Source organism: Paraburkholderia sp. SIMBA_054 (assembly GCF_046534875.1).
Classification (GTDB): Bacteria; Pseudomonadota; Gammaproteobacteria; order Burkholderiales; family Burkholderiaceae; genus Paraburkholderia; species Paraburkholderia hospita.
In genome coordinates this window covers 31,483-53,371 of the sequence record NZ_JAWRXV010000018.1, presented here as the reverse complement: position 1 = coordinate 53,371, position 21,889 = coordinate 31,483, and the positions used below count along the sequence as shown (strand labels likewise).

The 21,889-nt window shown below is 63.5% G+C and carries 21 protein-coding genes; 9 read left to right on the top strand and 12 right to left on the bottom strand.

Annotation, left to right across the window (positions count from 1 at the left end):
- The 7 genes from SB822_RS22275 to SB822_RS22245 all read right to left on the bottom strand — a co-directional run bounded on the left by SB822_RS22275 (position 1) and on the right by SB822_RS22245 (position 5,622).
- On the bottom strand, positions 1–303 hold the full coding sequence (locus SB822_RS22275) for a hypothetical protein (protein WP_410855673.1): 303 nt from the start codon (positions 301–303) through the stop codon (positions 1–3).
- Positions 300–572, bottom strand: coding sequence for a hypothetical protein (locus SB822_RS22270; RefSeq protein WP_079490639.1), 273 nt, complete (start codon positions 570–572; stop codon positions 300–302). The genes SB822_RS22275 and SB822_RS22270 overlap by 4 nt, the downstream gene beginning before the upstream one ends.
- A gap of 84 nt (positions 573–656) precedes the next feature.
- Positions 657–884, bottom strand: coding sequence for a helix-turn-helix domain-containing protein (locus tag SB822_RS22265; protein ID WP_410855672.1), 228 nt, complete (start codon positions 882–884; stop codon positions 657–659).
- Entirely contained in the window at positions 868–1,653 is a 786-nt protein-coding gene (locus SB822_RS22260) for a hypothetical protein (protein WP_410855671.1), read from the bottom strand. Before SB822_RS22260 ends, SB822_RS22265 begins: the two co-directional genes overlap by 17 nt.
- Positions 1,654–1,740: 87 nt before the next feature.
- Entirely contained in the window at positions 1,741–2,508 is a 768-nt protein-coding gene (locus SB822_RS22255; RefSeq protein ID WP_086915630.1) for an aldolase, read from the bottom strand.
- Between the two features lie 40 nt (positions 2,509–2,548).
- On the bottom strand, positions 2,549–3,892 hold the full coding sequence (locus tag SB822_RS22250) for an MFS transporter (protein ID WP_410855670.1): 1,344 nt from the start codon (positions 3,890–3,892) through the stop codon (positions 2,549–2,551).
- 140 nt (positions 3,893–4,032) lie between these two features.
- Positions 4,033–5,622 (bottom strand): FAD-dependent monooxygenase, encoded by a 1,590-nt coding sequence (locus tag SB822_RS22245; protein WP_410855669.1) that lies wholly within the window; start codon positions 5,620–5,622, stop codon positions 4,033–4,035.
- A 351-nt stretch (positions 5,623–5,973) separates the two neighbouring features.
- Between SB822_RS22245 and katG the strand changes: the two genes are divergently transcribed.
- The 9 genes from katG to SB822_RS22200 all read left to right on the top strand — a co-directional run bounded on the left by katG (position 5,974) and on the right by SB822_RS22200 (position 17,607).
- On the top strand, positions 5,974–8,238 hold the full coding sequence (gene katG, locus SB822_RS22240) for a catalase/peroxidase HPI (RefSeq protein WP_410855668.1): 2,265 nt from the start codon (positions 5,974–5,976) through the stop codon (positions 8,236–8,238).
- A 328-nt stretch (positions 8,239–8,566) separates the two neighbouring features.
- The gene (locus SB822_RS22235) at positions 8,567–10,381 is read left to right on the top strand and encodes an L-lactate permease (protein ID WP_079502175.1); all 1,815 of its coding nucleotides are present in this window, start codon (positions 8,567–8,569) and stop codon (positions 10,379–10,381) included.
- Between the two features lie 242 nt (positions 10,382–10,623).
- Positions 10,624–11,331, top strand: a complete 708-nt coding sequence (gene phoU, locus SB822_RS22230; RefSeq protein ID WP_007736342.1) for a phosphate signaling complex protein PhoU — start codon at positions 10,624–10,626, stop codon at positions 11,329–11,331.
- A gap of 224 nt (positions 11,332–11,555) precedes the next feature.
- On the top strand, positions 11,556–12,365 hold the full coding sequence (locus SB822_RS22225) for a class I SAM-dependent methyltransferase (RefSeq protein WP_410855667.1): 810 nt from the start codon (positions 11,556–11,558) through the stop codon (positions 12,363–12,365).
- Between the two features lie 71 nt (positions 12,366–12,436).
- The gene (locus SB822_RS22220) at positions 12,437–13,519 is read left to right on the top strand and encodes an ABC transporter substrate-binding protein (protein WP_410855666.1); all 1,083 of its coding nucleotides are present in this window, start codon (positions 12,437–12,439) and stop codon (positions 13,517–13,519) included.
- A gap of 11 nt (positions 13,520–13,530) precedes the next feature.
- Positions 13,531–14,394 carry an ABC transporter permease gene (locus tag SB822_RS22215; protein ID WP_410855665.1) on the top strand — a complete coding sequence of 288 codons (864 nt, stop codon included), beginning with the start codon at positions 13,531–13,533 and terminating at the stop codon, positions 14,392–14,394.
- Between the two features lie 24 nt (positions 14,395–14,418).
- A complete protein-coding gene (locus SB822_RS22210; RefSeq protein WP_410855664.1) occupies positions 14,419–15,312 on the top strand; it encodes an ABC transporter permease in 894 nt (297 codons plus the stop codon).
- A 23-nt stretch (positions 15,313–15,335) separates the two neighbouring features.
- Complete coding sequence (locus SB822_RS22205; RefSeq protein WP_009771419.1) at positions 15,336–16,193, top strand: ABC transporter ATP-binding protein; 858 nt, start codon at positions 15,336–15,338, stop codon at positions 16,191–16,193.
- A gap of 37 nt (positions 16,194–16,230) precedes the next feature.
- Positions 16,231–17,607, top strand: a complete 1,377-nt coding sequence (locus SB822_RS22200) for an LLM class flavin-dependent oxidoreductase (RefSeq protein ID WP_410855663.1) — start codon at positions 16,231–16,233, stop codon at positions 17,605–17,607.
- 32 nt (positions 17,608–17,639) lie between these two features.
- On the opposite strand, the gene SB822_RS22195 is transcribed toward SB822_RS22200, so the two are convergent.
- From SB822_RS22195 to SB822_RS22175, 5 genes are read right to left on the bottom strand one after another with little or no spacing between them, the layout of a single operon-like run.
- Positions 17,640–18,221: a c-type cytochrome gene (locus SB822_RS22195; RefSeq protein ID WP_410855662.1), complete on the bottom strand. Its 582-nt coding sequence runs from the start codon at positions 18,219–18,221 to the stop codon at positions 17,640–17,642.
- On the bottom strand, positions 18,214–19,491 hold the full coding sequence (gene soxC / locus SB822_RS22190; protein ID WP_086915639.1) for a sulfite dehydrogenase: 1,278 nt from the start codon (positions 19,489–19,491) through the stop codon (positions 18,214–18,216). The genes SB822_RS22195 and soxC overlap by 8 nt, the downstream gene beginning before the upstream one ends.
- The gene (locus tag SB822_RS22185; RefSeq protein WP_086915640.1) at positions 19,469–20,209 is read right to left on the bottom strand and encodes an amino acid ABC transporter permease; all 741 of its coding nucleotides are present in this window, start codon (positions 20,207–20,209) and stop codon (positions 19,469–19,471) included. Before SB822_RS22185 ends, soxC begins: the two co-directional genes overlap by 23 nt.
- The gene (locus SB822_RS22180) at positions 20,206–20,937 is read right to left on the bottom strand and encodes an amino acid ABC transporter permease (RefSeq protein ID WP_410855661.1); all 732 of its coding nucleotides are present in this window, start codon (positions 20,935–20,937) and stop codon (positions 20,206–20,208) included. Before SB822_RS22180 ends, SB822_RS22185 begins: the two co-directional genes overlap by 4 nt.
- A 7-nt stretch (positions 20,938–20,944) precedes the next feature.
- Positions 20,945–21,763, bottom strand: a complete 819-nt coding sequence (locus SB822_RS22175) for an ABC transporter substrate-binding protein (protein ID WP_007736359.1) — start codon at positions 21,761–21,763, stop codon at positions 20,945–20,947.
- Positions 21,764–21,889 lie beyond the last annotated feature (126 nt).

The window sequence follows — 21,889 nt, the reverse complement described above, 5'->3', positions numbered from 1 at the left end:
TTACTTGCAGATTTCGAAGAGCGCCAGTGTCACGACGCTCGCTGCGCCGAGCCAGAGCCACGCGCGCAAGCCGCTGCGAAACAGATACGCGACGGAGAACACGCCTGTCCAGACGAGCGGCACGAACAGCATCGCTGTTTCGGCTTTCGCGGCATCGACGCTCGCGCTCGGCGCGAGCCGCACGAGCAGGCCGCTCAACGCGAGGGCGACGATGAATCCGCAGATCGCTCCCGCCGTCGTCTTGCCGATCCAGTGTCCTTCGACTTTGGCTTTCTTCGGCACGTCGCGGGTTGTGTCGCTCATGGCGCCGTTCCCGATGCGCGTCTGCGCAAAGCCGCCACGAACGGAAACGCGACGAAGCTCGCCATCACGGTCGTGATGACGATGGAAAGCGTCGTCGCCAGATGACCCGCGACGATACCGGGAATCAGGGCCGCAATGGCGGCGACGAGCGCCGCGCTTCGGCAGGCGCGCGGCCACAACGGCGCGGCGCGCCATTGCTGACCCGGCGATCCAAGATAGAAGAGAAGCGCGCTGACAAACGCGAGCGCGACCGGCAAGAACTCGCGCATGGGCGGAACGCTGGACGAAACACTGACTTAATGAGAATCATTATCATACATCAGTGGGGCGATGGCCGCTCCGGAAGGCGCCGCTCAGAGCAAGCTCTCGCGCTTGCGAAACTCACGCGGCGACACGCCATTGCCATCGCGGAAACGCCTGCTGAAATGCGCCGCGTCATTGAAGCCATTGCGATACGCAATCTGTTCGATCGACAGACCGGCTAACAACGGATTCAGCAACTCATCGCGACACCGCGCGAGCCTTTGCTGCAGCACGTATTTGCCATATTGCAGATCGAGCGTTTCAAAGAGCTTGTGCACGTAGCGCTTCGAGACGCCCAAGGCCAGCGCGCACGCTTCGACATCCAGTTCCGGGTCGCACAGATTCGCTTCGATAAACCGCGTCAGTTGCACCCAGCGCAGCGGTTGCGCGACGGTTGGCGCCGCCTCGCGGCCAGTGCGTTGCGCGATTTCCTCCGCTTCCCGGTAAGCCGCGCCAAGCAGTGCGACCAGAGCCTCTTCGGCAGCGGCTAGCGTGACGGGACTCATGCTCTCGAAAGAAGGCAACACTTCGTCGACGAAACAATTCAGGCATCTTCACGATGCCCGATGCAGCATCCGCCCGCTGTGGACGAAACTGCGCGTGCCGCGAAACCGCCTGACCAAGAAAACGCGTAATCGGCAAACGGATCATCAGCAGATGCGCGGGTTCTTCGATACGCGCAACCGACGGCACGCGTGCCCGCCGAAACGTGATATCGCCCTTTGCGAACGGCAGCGTGCAACCTTGCTGCGTGACCGTGCCGCGCCCAGCCAGCGCGACCAGCACGACGACGTCGTCGCCCGTAAGCCAGCGCAGATGGTCGTTGTCGTGCCGCACTTCCTGGCGGCCCATGTGCGCCGTCGCGAGCACGCCGCCGCCCGTCAGGCGGCATGCGCGCAACTCGTCTTGCGCGACATGTCCGTCGAACAGCAATTCGCCCGGCATCACGATGTAATCGAGCGAACGCTTCAACTCGTCGATACCGCTCGACGGCATCGGGTAGAGCGTCGGCGCATAAGGCAGACGAAACGCGGAACTGTCGGGCATGGCGAAATCCTCCCGGCCTCTACGCCGCTGGATAGTGATGATGTCGCAGCCAACCATTCTCGCATGTGCTCCCGCCCCACGCCGCGCTCAGAACAGCACGTCCGGCTCCCGCTTGATCACGCGTCGTGCGAACAGCGCAAAGCTCGACTTGACGATGCTCGGCAGCAACAGAAAATCGTGCGACTCTTTTGCGCGCGCCGCGTCGATGGGTTTCAGTTCGCCAACTGACTGCGCAAGAATCTGGCTGCGCGCCGCGCGCTCGATCAGCACCGACAGATACGCCGATTCTTCCAGCGAAGAAGTCGCCGCGAGAAAGCCATGGTTCGCCAGCAGAATCACCCGCTTGTTGCCGAGTGCCGTCGAAATGATCTCGCCTTCGCTATCGCCGATCGGCAAGCCGGGCCATTCGCGCAGGAACGCGCAGTCGTCGTGAAACGGCGTGGCGTCCATGTGCGCGACTTCGAGCGGACGTCCCGTCATCGACAGCGCGTTCACATACGGCGGATGCGTATGCACGATGCAGTTCACGTCGGACCGCCGCCGGTAGATCCACAGGTGAAAACGGATGGCCGGATTGGCCATGCCGCGGCCTTCGATCACGTTCATCTCGTCGTCGATGCGGATCACGTTGTTGCGCGTGGCTTCGTCGAAGCCGTATGCCATCGCCGTGGTCAGAAACGTGCCGTCGGATTCGCGCACGGTGATCTGTCCGGCGAGCGTTTCGGAATGTCCCTCGTGCGCGAGCATCCGGCACGCGAGCGCGATTTTCTGACGCGCGTCCCACGCGCCCTGTTCGAGCTTGCGGTCCATCTTCGCGGCGAGGCCGTCGTTCAATTCTCGGTCGTGTTCATTCATCGACTACTCCATTATGAAAGCGTGTTTGCTTCGAGGCGCATCACGCCGAACGTGCATCGCCCAGCGGATTCGTGCGAATCTCCGGCGCCTGAGTTAAGGGTTGCGCGTGCGTTGCATCGAGCGGGCGTCGCGGAGCAAAGAACGTAAAGCACGCGGCGACGAGCGCGCTCGCGGTAATGTAGGTCGCCACCGCGTTCGGATTGCCGTGGCCTTGCGCGAGCAACGACGAACAGATCAACGGATTAATCCCGCCGCCGACAATCGCGCCGATCGCGCCAATCGACACACCGGAGAATCGCACGCGCACATCGAACATGTCGGCAAAGAAGCCGCCTTGCGGGCCATACATCATCGGATGCACGATGCCGAGCGCAAGCACGACGGCGACGGTGATCCACATAGGATCGCGCGTATTGAGCATCGTAAAGAACGGCCACACATAAAGCGCGCATGTGACCAGTCCGGCGAGATAGATCGGCTTTCGTCCGATGCGGTCCGACAGCGCCGCAAAGAACGGCACCATGAAAACGCCGAGCGCAGCGCCACTCATGATCGCGCCAAGAATCACGGATTTCGGCAGCTTGAGCTGCACCGTGACATACGCGACCGCGAACAGCACCACGAACACCGACCACGTGATTTCACCCAGCCGGGCCATGAAGACGATCAACACGGCGCGCGCGTGGTCGCGCATCAGGTCTCTGAGCGGAAAGCGCGCCACGCCGTGACGCGCCTGCAATTGCGCGAACTCGACGGTTTCCGGCAGACGCGCGCGGCCAACGAGCCCGATCACCACCAGCACCGCGCTGAACAGAAACGGCAGACGCCAGCCCCATGACAGAAACGCGGGCTCGGGCAACAGCGAAGTCAGCAGCAACGCGCCCGTCGACAGCAGCACGCCGCCGTAACTGCCTGAGTTGCTCCAACTGCCGTAAAGTCCCCGGCGATGCGCGGGCGCGCTCTCGACGCCGAGCACGATCGCCCCGCTCTGCTCACCGCCGATGGCGAACCCTTGCAGCACGCGCAGTGTCGTCAGCAGGATCGGCGCCCAGATGCCGATGGATGCGTAAGTCGGCAAACAGCCGACCAGCGTCGATGCTATGCCCATCACGAGCAGCGTGACCATCAGCAACGTCTTGCGGCCGATCCTGTCGCCGAAGTGCCCGCAGATCAGCGCCCCAGCGCCGCGCGCGAAATAGCCCGCCGCGTAGGTGCCGAGCGAGGCAATCGTGCCGGCGAGCGGATCGAGGTTCGGGAAAAAGAGCCGGTTGAACACGAGCGCCGAGGCCGTGCCGTACAGAAGGAAGTCGTATTGCTCGATGGCCGTGCCGAGAAACGCGGAGACAAACACATACGGCCAGCGGGCGCGGGCAGGCGTGGACATGGGGACCTCGGGCGTGGGGTGTGATGCCTGCAGTATCGTTTTTGACACGCCCGAGGATTTGTCTATGCGCGAACCGATGTCTTGTTTGCGGGTGTACCTTTTGTGGCGCGACACGGATGGGTTTTCTGCGTTGGCCGGGTTTAGCCGCGAAGAACTCTTCCCCAGCTTTTCACCGCCTCGCCCGAGCAACTGCCGCTTCTCCACCCGATATGCCCATCCGGCCGCACGATCCAAACCGTGCCGCCTGACGCGCGAAACGTTGCCGCAAACTCGCCGTTCGTATCCGTCAACACCGTCATCAGTTCGCCGCCTGGCGCTTCGCCGTCCGGCGCCACAACCAGCACAGCTGACGCCGCGCCCGGCAGCAATTCGGCAAGCGCCCGACAGCCATCAGCAAACGCTTCAACCTGCGCGCCAGCCGCATCGACATAACCAAGCAGCACATGCCGTCCATGCCCGACAAACTCCTGCAATCGCCGTGGACGCCCCACAAAACGCTGCACCAAACCATACGCATCGGGCAGCCGGTCGCCCGGCGCTGGCAACTCCGGGTCCGCATCCGCGCACATATCGGCGACGATCGGACTGCCGCGATACGTCACCAGCAACTGCGTCTCGCGCATCGCCGGATTGGCGGCCTGGCGGGCGAGCACGGCGTTGAGCGCAGCGCTCGTCGACTGAACGACGTCCACGCCCACGGGATGCCGTTCCGCCGAATAACTGTCGAGCAACGCAGGATGCGCAAGACCTTTCGCCACGTGCGCGAGTTTCCAAGCGAGGTTGTGTGCGTCCTGCAAGCCCGTGTTCATTCCTTGCCCGCCGACAGGCGGATGAATATGCGCGGCGTCGCCCGCAATGAACACGCGGCCATGTCCATACTCAGACGCAATGCGATGGCTCACGCGATACACCGAGGACCAGCGCATCGAAGACAAACGCGTACCTTCCGGCAGCGAGGACAACAGCAGGGCGCACATCGTGTCGAAATCAGGTGCGGCAACTCCCGCCAGCGAAGCTGAATGCTCGTCAGGCACGATCATCGACAGCCGGTAGCGCCGCGCCGATCCACGAATCGGCACCGCCGCCACGCTGGTTTTCGCGCGCGCCGCGTCGCTCCATTCGAAGCGGTACATGGGCCCGCGCGGATGCGCCCAGTCGACGTCCACGTCGGCGAGCGCAAAAGTCTGTGGAAACTGCGCGCCTTCGTACGACAGGCCCAATGCCGAACGCACCTTGCTATGCGCCCCGTCACATCCGACGAGCCATCGGCAGCGCACCGTGCGCGCCTCGCCGTGTGGCCCCGTCAGAAACGCTTCGACGCCATCGCCCGTTTCGACAAAGCTGTCGAGCTTGAACCCATAGTGCACGCGCCCGCCATGCTCGGTGAATGCCGCTTCGAGCAGCCGCTCCGTCTCGTACTGCGCAAGCGAAAGCGACCCGTACGGCAAATCCTGCTCCGGCACATGCATGCTGCGCGCAGGCACCATCGCCCCGTCGACCCATGTTTCGACGCCTGTGAGCCAGACACCCGCCTCGATTGCGCGATCAACGATTCCCAGATCGTCGAAAATCTCCAGCGTGCGCGGCGTGATGCCGAGCGCCTTGCAGAAGAACCCTCTCGCCGGCATCCCGTCGATCACGCTCACGGCGACGCCATCGCGCTGCAATTCGGTGCCAAGCAGCAAGCCGACGGGACCAGCGCCGACGACGAGCACATCCACGTCTTCCATGTTCCGCTCCTCACGGTTCATCGCGCACCCAAATCGAATCAAGGCGAACTGTCACGCAAACCCAAAAAGAATAGGCGATACGGCACCGCATATCAGCGCAAGGGCGCGGTGAATGCACTCGCGCGCGTTATAGCGGCGAGCTATTGGCGGCATTGCCGCAAACGAATTCAGTTGCCCTTCGCCGTCGCATATATTGAAAGCGAGCAGATGCGCCGACAACGCGGCGATATGCGTAACCGCACATACCGCCACGCTTGTAACCGAGGTGCGGGCGCAGGACGGCGATCTGTCGCGCAAGCCCGACACCATCGTAAAACGCATAGTGGAGACATCCTCCCAAGGAGACGACGCATGTCAAACGATGCAAAGTGCCCGTTCATTCATGCCGCCGGCGGCGGAACGACCAATCGCGACTGGTGGCCGAAACAGCTTCGGCTGGACCTGCTCAGCCAGCACTCCAGCCGGTCCAATCCGCTGGATAAGGAGTTCGACTACGCCAAGGCGTTCAAGACCCTCGACCTCGCCGCCGTCAAGCAGGACCTCGCGGCGCTGATGACCGATTCGCAGGACTGGTGGCCCGCGGACTTCGGCCACTATGGACCGCTGTTCATCCGCATGGCGTGGCATAGCGCCGGCACATACCGCACGGGCGACGGACGCGGAGGCGGCGGTCGCGGCCAGCAGCGTTTCGCGCCGCTGAACAGTTGGCCGGACAATGTCAGCCTCGACAAAGCCCGCCGCCTGCTCTGGCCGGTCAAGCAGAAATATGGCCAGAAAATTTCGTGGGCCGATCTGCTGATCCTGTCCGGCAATGTCGCGCTCGAAACCATGGGCTTCAAGACCTTCGGCTTCGCGGGCGGTCGCGAGGACACGTGGGAACCGGATCAGGACGTCTACTGGGGCAATGAAAAAACCTGGCTAGGCGGCGACGTCCGCTATGGCAAAGCCGCCGCGCCCCGCGACGCAAGCGACGAAGGCGTGCTCGTCGCCGACGAGGAACTGCACGGCGAAGAAGCCAGCCGCACCGACGGCGGGCGGAATCTGGAGAACCCGCTCGGCGCCGTGCAGATGGGCCTGATCTACGTGAACCCGGAAGGCCCGGACGGCAATCCCGATCCGCTCGCCGCCGCGCACGATATCCGCGAAACCTTCGCCCGCATGGCGATGAACGACGAGGAAACCGTCGCGCTGATCGCGGGCGGCCACACGTTCGGCAAAACGCACGGTGCCGGTCCCGCCGATAACGTCGGCGTGGAACCCGAAGCCGCCGAGCTGGAAAACCAGGGTCTGGGCTGGAAAAGCAGCTTCGGCACCGGCAAGGGCGGCGACACGATCACGAGCGGCCTGGAAGTCACGTGGACGGCCACGCCGACGCAGTGGGGCATGGGGTTCTTCGAGAACCTGTTCGGCCACGAATGGGAATTGACCAAGAGCCCCGCTGGCGCGAACCAGTGGGTCGCCAAGGGCGCGACGGCAACGATCCCCCATGCGCACGATCCGTCGAAAAAGCTGTTGCCGACCATGCTAACCACCGACCTGTCGCTGCGCCTCGACCCCGAGTACGAGAAGATTTCGCGGCGCTTCATGCAGAATCCGGATGAGTTCGCCGACGCGTTCGCGCGCGCCTGGTTCAAGCTGACGCACCGCGACATGGGGCCGCGCGCCCGCTATCTGGGCCCGGAAGTGCCCGCCGAAGAACTGCTGTGGCAGGACCCGATTCCCGCCGTGAATCATCCGTTGGTCGATACCAACGACATTGCCTCGCTGAAGCAGAAAGTTCTGGCTTCGGGGCTTTCCGTCTCGCAGCTGGTGTCGACGGCGTGGGCGGCGGCGTCGACATTCCGCGGCTCGGACATGCGCGGCGGCGCCAATGGCGCGCGCATCCGTCTTGCGCCGCAGAAGGACTGGGCGGCCAATCAGCCCGAGCAACTGGCGAAGGTGCTGAAAACGCTCGAAGGCATCCAGAGCGAATTCAACGGGGCGGCGTCGGGCGGCAAGAAGATTTCGCTTGCCGATCTAATCGTGCTGGCGGGTGGCGCGGCAATCGAGCAGTCCGCGAAGGCCGCCGGGCATCTCGTCAGTGTGCCGTTCACGCCGGGGCGCATGGACGCGTCGCAGGAACAGACGGACGTGCAATCCGTCGCCGTGCTGGAGCCGGTCGCCGATGGTTTCCGCAACTTCCTCAAGGGCAAGTACAACGTGCCGGCGGAAGCGCTGCTGATCGACAAGGCGCAACGGCTGACGCTGACGGCGCCGGAGATGACGGTGCTGATCGGCGGCTTGCGCGTGCTGAACGTGCACACGGGCGCCGATTCGCACGGTGTCTTCACGAAACGGCCGGAAACGCTGACCAACGACTTCTTCCGCAACCTGCTCGACATGGGCACGGAATGGACGCCTACGACGCCCGCGCGCGAGGTCTTCGAGGGCGCCGACCGTCGAACGGGCGAAGTGAAGTGGACGGGCACGCGTGTCGATCTGATCTTCGGTTCGCACGCGCAGTTGCGCGCGCTTTGCGAGGTCTATGCGAGCGAGGACGCGCAGGAGAAGTTCACGCGCGACTTCGTTGCCGCGTGGGTAAAGGTGATGAATCTGGATCGCTTCGATCTGGCTTGAGCGGTTGCAGCTGTTGAATGCGCGGTGCGTTTGCCGTCGTTAAAGCGGCAACGCACCGCGTTGTTTTTTGTGCGCCGCGCATCACGCCGGCTTCGGCGGTGTCGCAGCGCGTGACACTTGCCCGACTCATTGACCACGCATCGACATTTCCTTCCGCGCCCACAAACGCCTCGCAAACATGCGCCGTGGTGGCCCCAAAACTTGAAATCCGCGATTCGTCCCGCTATACCACAAGCATCGGTCGGGAATCTGAAAGGATCGAGCGTGGCTCCGGCGCGGTTCGACCGTTGCTGGCTCACCGTGAATCCTTGGATCAAAAGGGAAAGCCATGTACCAGCAGACCTATAACCCGTTGGGCAATGCATTCCTTTCCACGATCGTTGCCGCGATCCCGATTCTGACGCTGCTCTACTTCATCGCGCTGCACCGCCACCGCGATGCACAGGGCAACGTGCATCTCGGCATCTCCGCGCCGTACGCAGCGTTTTTCGGCGTGATCGCCGCGTTCATCATCTCGTGTCTGGTCTTCAGGATGCCGGTGGCGTCGGCCGTTTCCGCGTTTGCGCTCGGTTCGCTTTCCGGCTTTCTCGGCATCATCTGGATCGTGCTCGCCGCGATGTTCCTGTACACGATGAGCGTCGTGACGGGCAAGTTCGAGATCGTCAAGGAGTCGATCGTCCACATTTCCTTCGATCGACGGCTGCAATGCGTGCTGATCGCTTTCTCGTTCGGCGCGATCATCGAAGGCACGTCGGGCTTCGGCACGCCCGTCGCGATCGCAGGTGCCGTGATGGTCGGGCTCGGCTTCAGGCCTTTCCAGTCCGCCGTGCTCAATCTGCTGGCGAATACGGCACCCGTTGCGTGGGGCGCGATCGGCACGCCGATCGTCACGCTCGCGGCCGTGAGCGAACTCGATCAGGTCACGCTGTCGGCGATGGCGGGCCATCAATTGCCGTTCGTCTCGGTCCTCGTGCCTTTCTGGCTGGTCGCGACCTTCGTGAAGATGGAAGGCGGCACGTGGAAAGAAGTCTTCGAAGTCTGGCCCGCGATGCTATGTGCGGGCGGATCGTTCGCGCTCATGCAGTTCTACGCGTCGGGCAGCCCCGCGCTGCATCTGATGACGGACGTCGTATCCGGCGTGTTCTCGGTGATCTGCACGGCGCTGTTCCTGCGCTTCGTGTGGCACCCGAAAACACGCTTTCTGCTGCGCGATGAACGCGAAGCGCTCGCTCGCGCCGGCAAGGGCACGACACCCGTCACGGCGGACCGCGGCGAATGGAAGTACCCGTATTCAGCGGCGGAAACGGTCTATGCGTGGATGCCGTGGGTGATCCTGATCGCCTGTTGCGCGCTGTGGGGCGTGCCGGAGTTCAAGAAGCTGCTCAACAACCTGTTCGCGGGCGTCACGTTTTCGACGACGCTGCTCGGCTCGCCCTTCAAGGGCACGCTGTCGCTGCCCGTCTGGGACATGCCCGCGCTGCACAACCTCGTGCAGCGGATGCCGCCCGTCGTGGCCGCCAACGCGAAAGCGGAAGCGGCGCGCTTCACGATCAACTGGCTGTCGGCGGCGGGAACGGGCGTTTTTGTCGCCGCCGTGCTTTCGGGCCTCGTGCTGAGGCTAAGCGCCACGCAATGGAAAGACGCCTTCGTTCAGACCATGCGCCGGATGAAAATCCCCGTGCTGGTGATCGCCCAGGTGCTGGGCCTCGGTTTCCTCACACGCTACTCAGGCACCGACGCCGTCCTCGGCCTCGCGTTCACGGGGGCGGGGGTGCTCTATCCGTTCTTCGCGGCGTTCCTCGGTTGGCTCGGCGTGTTCCTGACGGGCTCCGACACGGCGTCGAACGCGTTGTTCGGCAGCCTGCAACGCATCACGGCGCAGCAGCTCAATCTGAACCCAATCCTGATCGTGGCGACGAACTCGACGGGCGGCGTGATGGGCAAGATGATCGACGCGCAGTCGATCATGGTCGCCTGCGCGGCCTGCTACGACGATCCGAAGGAGCGTTCGTTCGCGCTCGGGCCGATTTTCCGCACGGTGTTCTTCCATTCCATTGCCGGAGCCGCGTTAATCGGCGTGATTGCGATGTTGCAGGCGTATGTATTCCCCGGGATGATTCCGATCCCACCTGCTGGCAAATAACGCTGTCGTGGCCGTCTGGCCGCCCGCAGACGGCCGCCAACGCTCTCTTGCTCCCTCCGACCCGTTGCCTGCAGGCAACGCGACCTTGCGCGTCGGTATAACCCCGCTTGCATGTGCATTTTTTCACCGTTAACATAAAACGATATATACGGTTTTCTACACTGCGGAATTCGACGCGGTGTGGCGACAAGCGGTGATACCGCATCACACTACATAGAGCCTGTGTGGCAAGGGGGCGCATCATGTCCGACAAGCATCTCTCCAGTCAGTTCGACGCTGCGCTCAACATGCTATCGACCAACCTGCTGGAAATGGGCGGCGTAGTCGAACGGCAAATTACCCGCTGTCTGTCGTTGCTCGACGCCTATGACCCCGCGCTCGTCGAAGACATTCGCGACAGCGAGCGTGAGCTGAACGCGCTCGAAATCGAAATCGATGAAGAAATACACCGCGTGATCGCGCGCCGACAGCCGGCTGCACGCGACCTGCGGCTATTGATGGCCATGTCGAAGTGCGTCACCAACCTCGAACGCATGGGCGACGAAGCGCGCAAGATCTCCAAACGCATGCGGCGCATCGACGAATATGGCGGAACCTCGTCCATCTCGCTGGCCGAGCTGAAGCAGTGCGGTGAACTGGCGTCGTCGATCCTGCATCGGGTGCTCGACGCGTTTGCGCGCATGGACGCCGTGGCCGCCGCGCAGATCGTGCGCGACGACAAAGCCATCGACGATGTATTCCGCGCATTCGTCGAGCGGCTCGTGGCACACATGAACGAGACGCCGCGCACCGTTTCGGTCGCGCTCGAATATCTGTTTATCGCGAAGGCGTTGGAGCGGATCGGCGATCACGCGAAGAACATTGCCGAATTCGTCGTCTTCGTCGTCAAAGGGCGCGATGTGCGTCACATTCCGCTACGCGAACTCGAACGCGAGGCATTGACGAACTGAGCACGAACTGACACACCGCATTGACACACATTAGCGGCAAATCAACGGGCCAGGCATCCGCATCGTTCACTCTTGCAGATACCTGATCACGATAGCAAACGCAGCCGCACCAGAACGTGACAGGAAAGCATCGCAGCGCATATGAATAGCTCGAATGCTTTCTTGTCGCGACGTACCACGTCGACAAGAATGAGCGCTCAAAGACGACCACTGCGCTCATTCCCATGTCGAAAGCACCCAGCCTGCAGCTCGATTCCGCCACGCTTGCCGACGAATACGATCGCCTCGGCATCCGCCAGTTCAATCATGGTCTGCAACTGCTCGACGCGCTCGACCTGCGTAAAGGCGAACGCGTGCTCGACATCGGCTGCGGCACGGGCCGCCTGACGGAATCGGCCGCGCAGCGCGTCGGCGCACAGGGCGAAGTGCTCGGCATCGATCCGTTGCCGCTGCGCGTCGAGCGCGCGCTGCAACGCGCGCAAGGCCGTTTCGCGGCGCGCGTCGGCCGTGCGGAGAAACTTGCGGAAATCGCCGACGCGCACTTCGACGTCGTCTACCTGAACAGCGTGATTCACTGGATACCGGACCAGCAATCGGCGTTGCGCGAAGCGTGGCGCGTGCTGAAGCCCGGCGGCCGGATCGGCTTCACGACCATGCCCGCAGACGTGCCGCACGATCTGCATCGCGTGCTGCACACGCTGATCGCCGACGACCCGGCCTCCCGGCACGCGGAGATCGGCGCGCCGAACAAGCTCACGCGCGAAAGCACGGCAACGCTGCTGGCTTCCGTGGGCTTCGAACCCACGCTCAACGAAATCCGCGAATTCGACGACGCATTCGACAACGTCGACGACGTGCTGTCCTTCAGCCGCGCGAGTTCCTTCGGCAATTTCCTGTCGTCGCTGCCCGATCCGCACATCGCGCGTCTACGCGAGCGCCTCGCAGCCGCGCTCGAATCGCATCGCGGTCCGCGTGGTCTGCAGTTGACACGCCGCATGATCTTCACCACGGCTCGCAAACCGCTCGCGCACTAGTCGCGCCTCGACGGTTCGCCACCTTCGGCGTCCGCCCTTCATCTCTTCTTCCGTTTGCATTCGCTCATTCAATGGACAACCGATTCCGACGCACCTTCACGCTCGTGAGGTCCGTTCTGCTCGCGACCGCGCTTGCCTTCACCGTGCCGCAGGCACACGCCGATAAACCTGCCGTGATCCGCATCGGCGTCGCGCAGCAAGGCGCGGGCGATCCGCCCACGTTCGGCGGCTCGCCCGCCGCGACGGTGCAGCAGTTACAACTGCTCGAAAAGGAATTCGCCGCCGACGGCATCAAGGTCGAATGGCTGTTCTTCAAGGGCGCGGGGCCCGCCGTCAACGAAGCAATCGCCGACAAATCGCTCGACTTCGCTTTTCAGGGCGATCTGCCTTCCGTGCTCGGCCGCGCGAATGGCCTGAAGACGCGCATCCTGCTCGAATCGGGCGTGCGCGTCGGCGTGAAGATCGCCGTGCCGCCCGATTCGAACGTGCAGTCGGTGAAGGATCTGAAAGGCCGGCGCGTGTCGATCTTTCGCGGCACCAATCTGCAACTGGTCGCGGACAACGTGCTCGCCGCGAACCAGCTCGACGAACGCGACCTGCGCGTGATCAATCTCGACTCGGCGAGTTCGCTGGCGGCGTTGTCGTCGAAGGGCATCGACGCGTCGGTCAACGACTATCACCTCTACAAGCTGCGCGATCAGGGTCTCGCGAAGATCATCTACGAATCGCAGACGGACGGCCCGCAATTCACGCGACAGTCGCATCTGCTCGTGCTCGACGACTTCGACCGCGCGCATCCCGACATCGTGCAGCGCGTGGTCAATGGCTTCGTCAAAGGCGCGCAATGGTCGTCGGACGAAGCGAACCGCGACGCGCTCTTCAAGCTGTGGGCGAAGAGCGGCGTCACCTACTCGTCGTGGCAAGCGGAGTTCGCCAACCAGACTCTGAAGTCGCGCAATTCGCCGCTCGTCGATCCATTCATCCTGGCGCGCTACAAGGCCGTGGCGAACGACGCGCTCAAGCTCAAGCTGATCCGCCAACCCGTCGAAGTCGACGGCTGGTTCGAGACGCGCTATCTCGACAACGCACTGCGCACACAGTCGCTCGAGCACTACTGGACGCGTTACGACGCGCAAGGCAAACCGCTGGGTTGACGGAGTCCGCGATGAGCAAGGCAATCGACCAGTGGCCTGCCATTCCGAAGCGCGCCACATCGGACCAGGACCAGGCAAGCCCGGCATCGGAGCAGGTGCAACGGCGCGTGCGCGCGGTCGTGTGGCATCTCGCGCCGTGGCTGCTGCCTGCTGCGCTGTTTGCGCTATGGAGCATCGGTTGCGCGCGCGGCTGGATCGCGCCGCAGATTCTTCCGCCGCCGCAACAGGTGTTCGACACGCTGTACGAACTCGCGCTCAGTGGCGACCTGGCGCGCAACACACTGGTCAGCCTGCAACGCGTGCTGGTCGGCTTCGGCGTCGGCGCGCTCGCGGGCTTCTTCATCGGGGCGGCCTTGGGTTTGTCGCGCACCGTCGAAGCCTATGTGCTGCCCGCCTTCAATGCGCTCGTGCAGATTCCCGTGTTGGGCTGGCTGCCGTTCCTGCTGTTGCTGGTCGGCGTCGGCGAGCCGCTCAAGTACATCCTGATCGCGCATGCCGCGCTCGTGCCCGTCACGTTGAGCACGATGCAAGGCGTGCGGAACACGCCCGCCGCGCTCGATGAAGTTGCGCGCGTGTTCGGCTACAGCCGTTTGCAGCGCGTCGTGTATGTCGTGCTGCCCGCCGCCGTGCCGACGCTCGCCACAGGCGTGCGGCTCGCGTTCACCAAGGCGTGGCTCGCGCTCGTCGTGGTGGAACTGGTCGCATCGTCGGAAGGGCTCGGCTATCTGATCGTGTACGGCCGGCAGCTCTTTCAGCTCGACCTGGTGATGGCTTCCGTCGTGATCGTCGGCGCAATCGGCTTTGCGATCAACCGCGCGCTCGATGCACTCGAAGCCCGTCTGCGGCGCGGACAACCGTCGGCATTTCGCGAGTGAATCATTCGACCGAGGACACACGTCATGCCTTCCCCACGTCCGTTTCCACGTCTTTTTTCGCAGCGCAAATCCAGCGGACCGCCTCCATGCAGTTGCGACGCACCCGTAAAGCCCGCGCGTAAGTCCGCACTCAAACAGCGTCTTTCCGCGTTCAACTGGCGCGGCCTCGTGCTGCCGCTCGCCGCGTTCGCGCTGTGGTGGCTCGTATCGGCGTTGCATCTCGTCAAGAGCGGCTTGCTCGTCAGCCCCGTCGATGTCGCGCGCACTAGCGTTCAGCAGATTCAAAGCGGCGCGTTGCTGCGCGCGCTGTCGGCTTCGCTTGCGCGTGAAGCGAGCGGCTTCGTGATCGGCACGGCGGGCGGCCTGCTGCTCGGCGCGGCGCTCGGCTTCTCGCGCATCGCGACGCGACTGATCGGTCCGACGTTCGACACCTTCAAGCAAATCTCGCTGTTCGCGTGGATACCGCTGATCTCCGTGTGGTTTGGTCTCGGCGACATGGCAAAGGTCGTGTTCCTGTCGCTGGCCGCGCTGCTGCCCGTCGCCGCGCACACCTGCGACGGCATCCACGCCGTGTCGCCGCGCTATGTCGAAGTCGCACGCGCGTTTCGCTATTCGCGCCTTCAAATGGCCCGCTTCGTGATCCTGCCCGCCGCGCTGCCGTCGATCTTCACAGGCATCTATCTGGCGCTGATCTACTCGTGGCTCGCGACGCTCGGCGCGGAATATCTGCTGGTGGCGGGCAGCGGGATCGGCAATACGCTGATCGACGGCAGCGAGCAGTTCAGGATGGACCTCGTGCTGTTTGGAATCATCGTCGTCGGCATCACGGGCTGGGGGCTCAACGCGCTTGCGCGCGGCGTCGAACGGCGTGTGCTTGCGCGGCGCAGCGGTGCATCGCGCGAACGCGCCGCCGCGTGACATCAACATTCAGGTAACGGCATATGACGACGACAGTCTCCGAAGGCATCCGCATCCGCAACGTCAGCAAACGCTACGCGCAGCAGGACGAAGCGAACGGCACCCTGCTCGTGCTCGACGACATCTCGCTCGATATCGCGCAGGGCGAATTCGTCAGCGTGCTCGGCGCGAGCGGTTGCGGCAAGTCGACGCTGCTGCGGCTCGTCGCGGGACTCGATCGCGACTATCGCGGCGATATCCGTGTCGACGGCGAGCGCGTGCGCGACACGTCGCTCGAACGCGGCATCGTGTTTCAGGATCACCGGCTGTTCCCGTGGCTCACGGCTTCGCAGAACATACTCGCCGCGTTGCGCAACGCGCCGCTTTCGACACAGCAAAAGCGCGAAGCCGTCGCCGAGCATGTTGCGCTCGTCGGCCTGGAAGGCTTCGAGCATGCGTATCCGCATCAGTTGTCGGGTGGCATGGCGCAGCGCGTCGCGATTGCCCGAGGACTCGTGAACCGGCCGCGCGTGCTGTTGCTCGACGAACCGTTCGGCGCGCTCGATGCGCTGACGCGCGGGCGTCTACAAAACGAATTGCAGCGCATCTGGCAGCACGAGCGGATCACGATGATTCTCGTCACGCACGACGTCGACGAAGCGATCTATCTGGGTGACCGCGTCGTGACGATGGCGCCGCGTCCAGGCCGCGTGAAGCGCATCGCCCACGTCGATCTGCCACGCCCGCGCGAGCGCAGCGATGCGCGCTTCGTGCGGCTGCGCGAGCAGATCCTCGCCGATTTCACCGACCGGCCCGCGCCCGCCGATCAAGACACGCCTGGCAGCGGCCTGCGCACAAACGCACATGAGCCGCGCATCACGGAATGGCGCCTTGCGTGGTAAAGCCCGATTTCTTTCGACGTCGATCAAGGAAACTACAGTGAGCGAAGCACGACAACACCAAAGACAGATCAGCCTCGGCGCATTCCTGATGGAAACGGGACACCACATCGCCGCATGGCGCCACCCCGACACGCACGCGACAGGTGGCCTCGACTTCGCGCACTACGCGCAGCTCGCGCAGATCGCCGAGCGCGCGAAGTTCGACGCGATCTTCTTCGCCGACAGCGTCAGCGTGCGCGACACGCATTTGCCGTCGCTGTCGCGCACGGCGCGCGCGGATCACTTCGAGCCGCTGACGCTGCTGTCCGCGCTGTCCGTCGTGACTTCGCATATCGGCCTGGTCGCCACGGTTTCCACGACGTTCAACGAACCGTACAACGTGGCGCGCAAGTTTGCTTCGCTCGATCATCTGAGCGGCGGACGATCCGGCTGGAATCTCGTCACGTCGAGCACGGAGACGGAGGCGCACAACTTCGGTTTCGACAAGCATCCGGACCACGCGCTGCGCTACGAGCGCGCAAAGGAATTTCACGACGTGGTGACAGGGCTGTGGGATAGCTGGGACGACGACGCGTTCCTGCGCGACAAGGCGAGCGGCATCTACTTCGATCCCGACAAGGTGCATGTGCTCGACTATCGCGGCAAGCATTTCAAGGTGCGTGGGCCGCTGAACGTCGCGCGTTCGCCGCAAGGGCGCCCCGTCGTGATTCAGGCGGGCGCATCCGATGCGGGCAAGGAACTCGCTGCGCAAACGGCCGAAGTGATCTTCGTCGCGCATCAGACGCTCGACGAAGCGAAGCATTTCTATCGCGACGTGAAAGGTCGGCTTGCGCGCTATGGACGCCGGCCCGAGCATCTGAAGATCATGCCCGGCATTTTTCCCGTGATCGGCAGGACGCAGCAGGAAGCGCAAGACAAGTTCGACGCGTTGCAGGACCTGATTCATCCGACTGTCGGCTTGCAGTTGCTGTCGAACATGTCGGGCGGCGTCGATCTGTCGATGTATGACGTCGACGGGCCTGTGCCTGAATTGCCGGAAACGAACGGCGGCAAAAGCCGGCAACGGCTTCTGCTCGATCTCGCGCGCCGCGACAATCTGACGATACGCCAGCTATATCTGCGCATCGCGGGTGCGCGCGGGCATCAGCAGGTGATCGGCACGCCGCAGAGCATCGCGGACCAGTTGCAGCAGTGGTTCGAAGAGGAAGGCGCCGACGGCTTCAACATCATGTCGCCGTGGCTGCCTGGTGGACTTAGCGAGTTTGCCGAACTGGTCGTGCCGGAGTTGCAGCGCCGCGGACTGTTTCGCACCGAATACGCGGGCCGCACGCTGCGCGAGCATCTGGGACTGCCGCGCCCGGAGAACCAGTTCTCGGAATCGACACAAGCTGCACAACTTGCGCAGACCGTCTGACCGGTTGTTCTACGCGCGACGGAGCGAGATGGCTACAGACGCCCCGGTCGCGGATCAGCAACGAAGCCGTCGCGATTGGGCATGCGGACCGACGCCAGCGAATGCGCATCGAGACGCGCATCGTCGGGCACGATGCCGTTCTGGTTCAGAATCCAGGCGCTCACCGCATAGACTTCATCGGCGCTGAGCGATTGCGGTGCGTTGTACGGCATCGCGCGGCGGATGTAGTCGAAGAGCGTCGTCGCATACGGCCAGTAGCTGCCTACCGTGCGCTTCGGATTCGCTGAAGCGAGCGTGCCGCGTCCGCCAATCAGCTGATCGCCGATCAGCCCTTCTCCCTTCGCACCGTGGCACGCGGCGCATTTGGCCGCGAAGATTTTGCCGCCCATCGCCACGTCGCCGCTGCCCGAGGGCAAACCGTGGCCATCGGGCGCGACGTCGATATTCCATGCGACGATGTCGGCATCGTTGACGGGCGTGCCGATCGCATCGGCCGACTTGCGCAGATCCGCATTCAACGCGGGCCGTTGCCCGTCATTCGATGCGGTCAACGAAGTCGAGCACGCAGCCAGCGACGCGCAAAGCAAAGACACTCGAAAGATGGACCTAAGCATTTTTCACGCTTCCATCGGCGCCGATGCGCCACTGGTGAATGCCGTTGTAGTGATAGTTCGAGTTCAGCCCGCGCGCCTGCACGAGAGCCTCGCGCGTTGGCTGCACATAACCGGTCGAATCAGTGGCGCGCGACAGAATGACTGTGGGCTCACCGTTCCAGACCCAGCCCGATTGAAAACGCGTCAACGCGCGATCGCGCGGCGTGTCGTCGAGCGCCGCGTCCTGCCACGTCTTTCCGCCATCCGTCGATACTTCGACCCGGCGAATCGCGCCGCGCCCCGACCACGCGAGACCGACAATCGGATAAAAGCCGTGCACTGTCAGCTTTTGCCCCGACGACGGCCGCGTAATCACCGACTTCGCGTCCATCTCGAACACAAACTGCCGCGCGCTTCCATCCGGCAACAGCCCCGTGTATTTCGACGTTTCCTCGCGCGTCTCCAGCGGCGCATCGACGATCTTCAGCCGCCGCAGCCACTTCACGTTCGTATTGCCTTCGAAGCCCGGCACGAGCAGCCGCAGCGGATAACCGTTCTCCGGCCGCAGGCGCTCGCCGTTTTGCGCATAGACGACGAGCGCGCGGTCGAGAATCCGGTCGAGCGGCAAACTGCGTGTCATCGCGGCAGCATCGGCGCCTTCGGCGAGCAGCCATTTCGGTGCGCGTCCGTCCGTCGCCGCCGCGAGTCCGCCCGTCGCTTCGAGCAAGGTCGAAAGACGCACACCCGTCCATTCGCAACACGACAGCAGTCCGTGCGTGATCTGCACAGGCAGGCCGCTCGGGCCTTTCCATTCGCTCCCCGTGTTGCCCGAGCATTCCAGGAAATGAATCCGCGACTCGGACGGCAGACGCAGCAGATCGTCCATCGTGAACAACTTCGGCTCGCGCACGAGACCGTGCACGACGAGGCGATGCGCGTCGGGATCGATATCCGGCACACCCGAATGGTGACGCTCGTACACGAGCCCGTTCGGCGTGATCGTGCCGTGCAGGTCCGCGAGCGGCGTGAGCGACGAGGCCGCGCCCGGCATCGGCCATGCGCGCGCCGCGCGGCGCACCACGTTCGCTTCGCGCGGCGACGGCTGCCCATACGGATGATCGAGGATCGGCGCGCCGGGCGTTTGCGTCCACGGATCGACGTTCAGCGGGCGCAACAGCGTCGCCGCCTTCACACCGGGCGCGACCAGCGCGGAAAGCGCCAGCCCGCCGAGCATCCGGCGACGCGGCAACGCGGGAGCGGCTTTGGATTCAGGAATCGGCGGATTGGACATGAGGGAACGGGGTGGTTCGCGAGTGCGTGTCGGGCGTATTGCGACGCCACCTGCCATCGAGCAGGCGTGTCGCGCACAATTGCAACGCGGAGCACAGCAGCAGATAAACCAGACCGACGAACAGGAATATCTGCACGGGATAGACCATCAGCCGGTTATTGACCTGGTTGGCGAGAAACGTGAACTCAGGCACGCCGACGATATACGCAAGCGACGTGTCCTTGATCAGCGACACCCACTGGTTCACGAACGACGGCGTCATGATCCGCACGGCCTGCGGCAACAGCACGTAGCGCAACGCCTGCCAGCGCGTGAGGCCCAGCGACATGGCCGCCTGCTCCTGCCCCGCGCGGACGGCGGCGACGCCCGCCTGCACCGAATGCGACAGATACGCGCCGCCGATCAGCGCCAGCGCGCATACGACCGTCGCGAGTCCGGGCACGTCGATGTGCAGCAGCATCGGCATCAGAAAGAAGGTCCAGAAGATCAGCATCAGGACGGGAATCGCGCGGAAAAAGCCAACGACGGCGGTAAGCGCGAGATGCACCGCGCCGCGCGTCATCGACAAGGCAATGCCGCCCGCCAGCCCGACAACTGCGGACAACAGCGCCGACACAATCGACATCACCAGCGTCAACGCGGCCCCGCCGAGCGGGCCATTCGGGAACGTGCCGAGCAGCAGATAACGCAACGTCGGCAACCAGTCGATTGCGCTCATGCGGTGCCTCGCTGCCACGCGTGCGCGCTGCGGCGCTTCCAGAGAAGCAAGCCGACTTCGATCGCGGCGATGGTCGCGATATAGAGAACCGTCGCGGCGCCGAACGCCTGGAACGTCTTGAACGTTTCGGTATCGACTTGCCGCGACGTGTATGACAGTTCCGCGAGACCGATCGCCATCGTCAGCGACGAATTCTTCACGATGTTCATGTATTGCCCCGCGAGCGGCGGGGTTGCAATACGGATCGCCTGCGGCAGGATCACGTAGCGAAACGCGCCGAGCGGCGCGAGTCCCAACGCGGCAGCGGCCTGATACTGCCCGTCCTTGACGCCGCGCATTCCCGCGCGAAACTCTTCGCCGACGAACGTCGTCGCATAGCACATCAACCCGATCCAGCCCGCGACGAACTCGAACGGCGGCCATGCGAGCGTGAAGGTCCACAACGAAAGCGTATGCGGCGTATTGAGCCACTCCATCCAGCTTTGCGGCAGCAGCGTCGCCGCACCGAAGTACCAGAACAGCAACTGCACGAGCAACGGCGAGTTGCGAAAGACGAGCACATACAGCGCAGCAACGCGCGTAACGAAGCCGTTACGCGCGTTGCGCGCCATCGCAAGTGTGAAGCCCAGTAGCGTCGCCGACACGATCACGCACGCCGACAACAGCAAGGTCATCAAGAAGCCGTGCGCGAGCCACCCGACGTACTTCGGTTCCAGCCAGCCGTTCATACGTGGTTCAGCTCTTCTGCGGATCGCCGATCTTGAACAGACGCGGCAACGGCGCGCGGCTGGTCGGGCCAAACCACTGATCGTAGATCTTGCCCGCAGTGCCGTTCGCTTCGAGCCCCTTCAGCGTGTCATCGACCACGTTCAACAGACGCGTCTCGCCCTTCGGCACGCCCACGCCTTCGTAGTCGTTGGAAATCGTGAACGGCGAAATTTCGTAGTTCGCCTTGTCCGGCACGTTCGCCAGCAGCGCGACCAGCTTGGGGCCGTCCTGCGTGATCGCCTGCACGTTGCCCGTGCGCAGCGCGGCGAATGCGAACGGCGTGTCGTCATACGCGACGATCGTCGCGCCGGGGAATTGCGCGCGAACCTGCTGCTCGTTCGTCGTGCCTTTATCCGCGCCGACGCGCAGGCTGTTCAGTTGCTGCGGCGTTTTCAGCACGCCCTTCTTCGCGATGAACTGCGTGCCCGACGCAAAATACGGCGTGCTGAAATCGACTTCTTTCTTGCGCTCGTCGGTGATCGTGAAGTTTGCGAATACCAGATCGACCTTGCCCGACTTCAGAAACGCAATGCGGTTAGCGGGATTGGTCGGCTGGATTTCGAGCTTCACGCCGAGTTTGTCCGCGACGGCGCGCGCGTAATCGACATCGAGTCCAACAATCTGATTGTTCTTCGGATCGACAAAGCCAAACGGTGGATTGCTGTCGAACGTTGCGACGCGCAGCACGCCTGCTTTCTTGATGTCGTCGAGACGGTCGGCGTGCGCCGCGCTGGAAGCGGCGAGCATCAACCCCATGATGACAGCGCCAGCGAATCGGATTTTCATGGTAAAGACCTTCTGATAGTTATGCGTGTAGCGGCGTGCAGCGTGCGACGGCTCATCGCCGATATCGATGATGAGCCGCGACTTTAGCAACGCCCATGCGCGCGACGAACCAATAAATCGTCACGA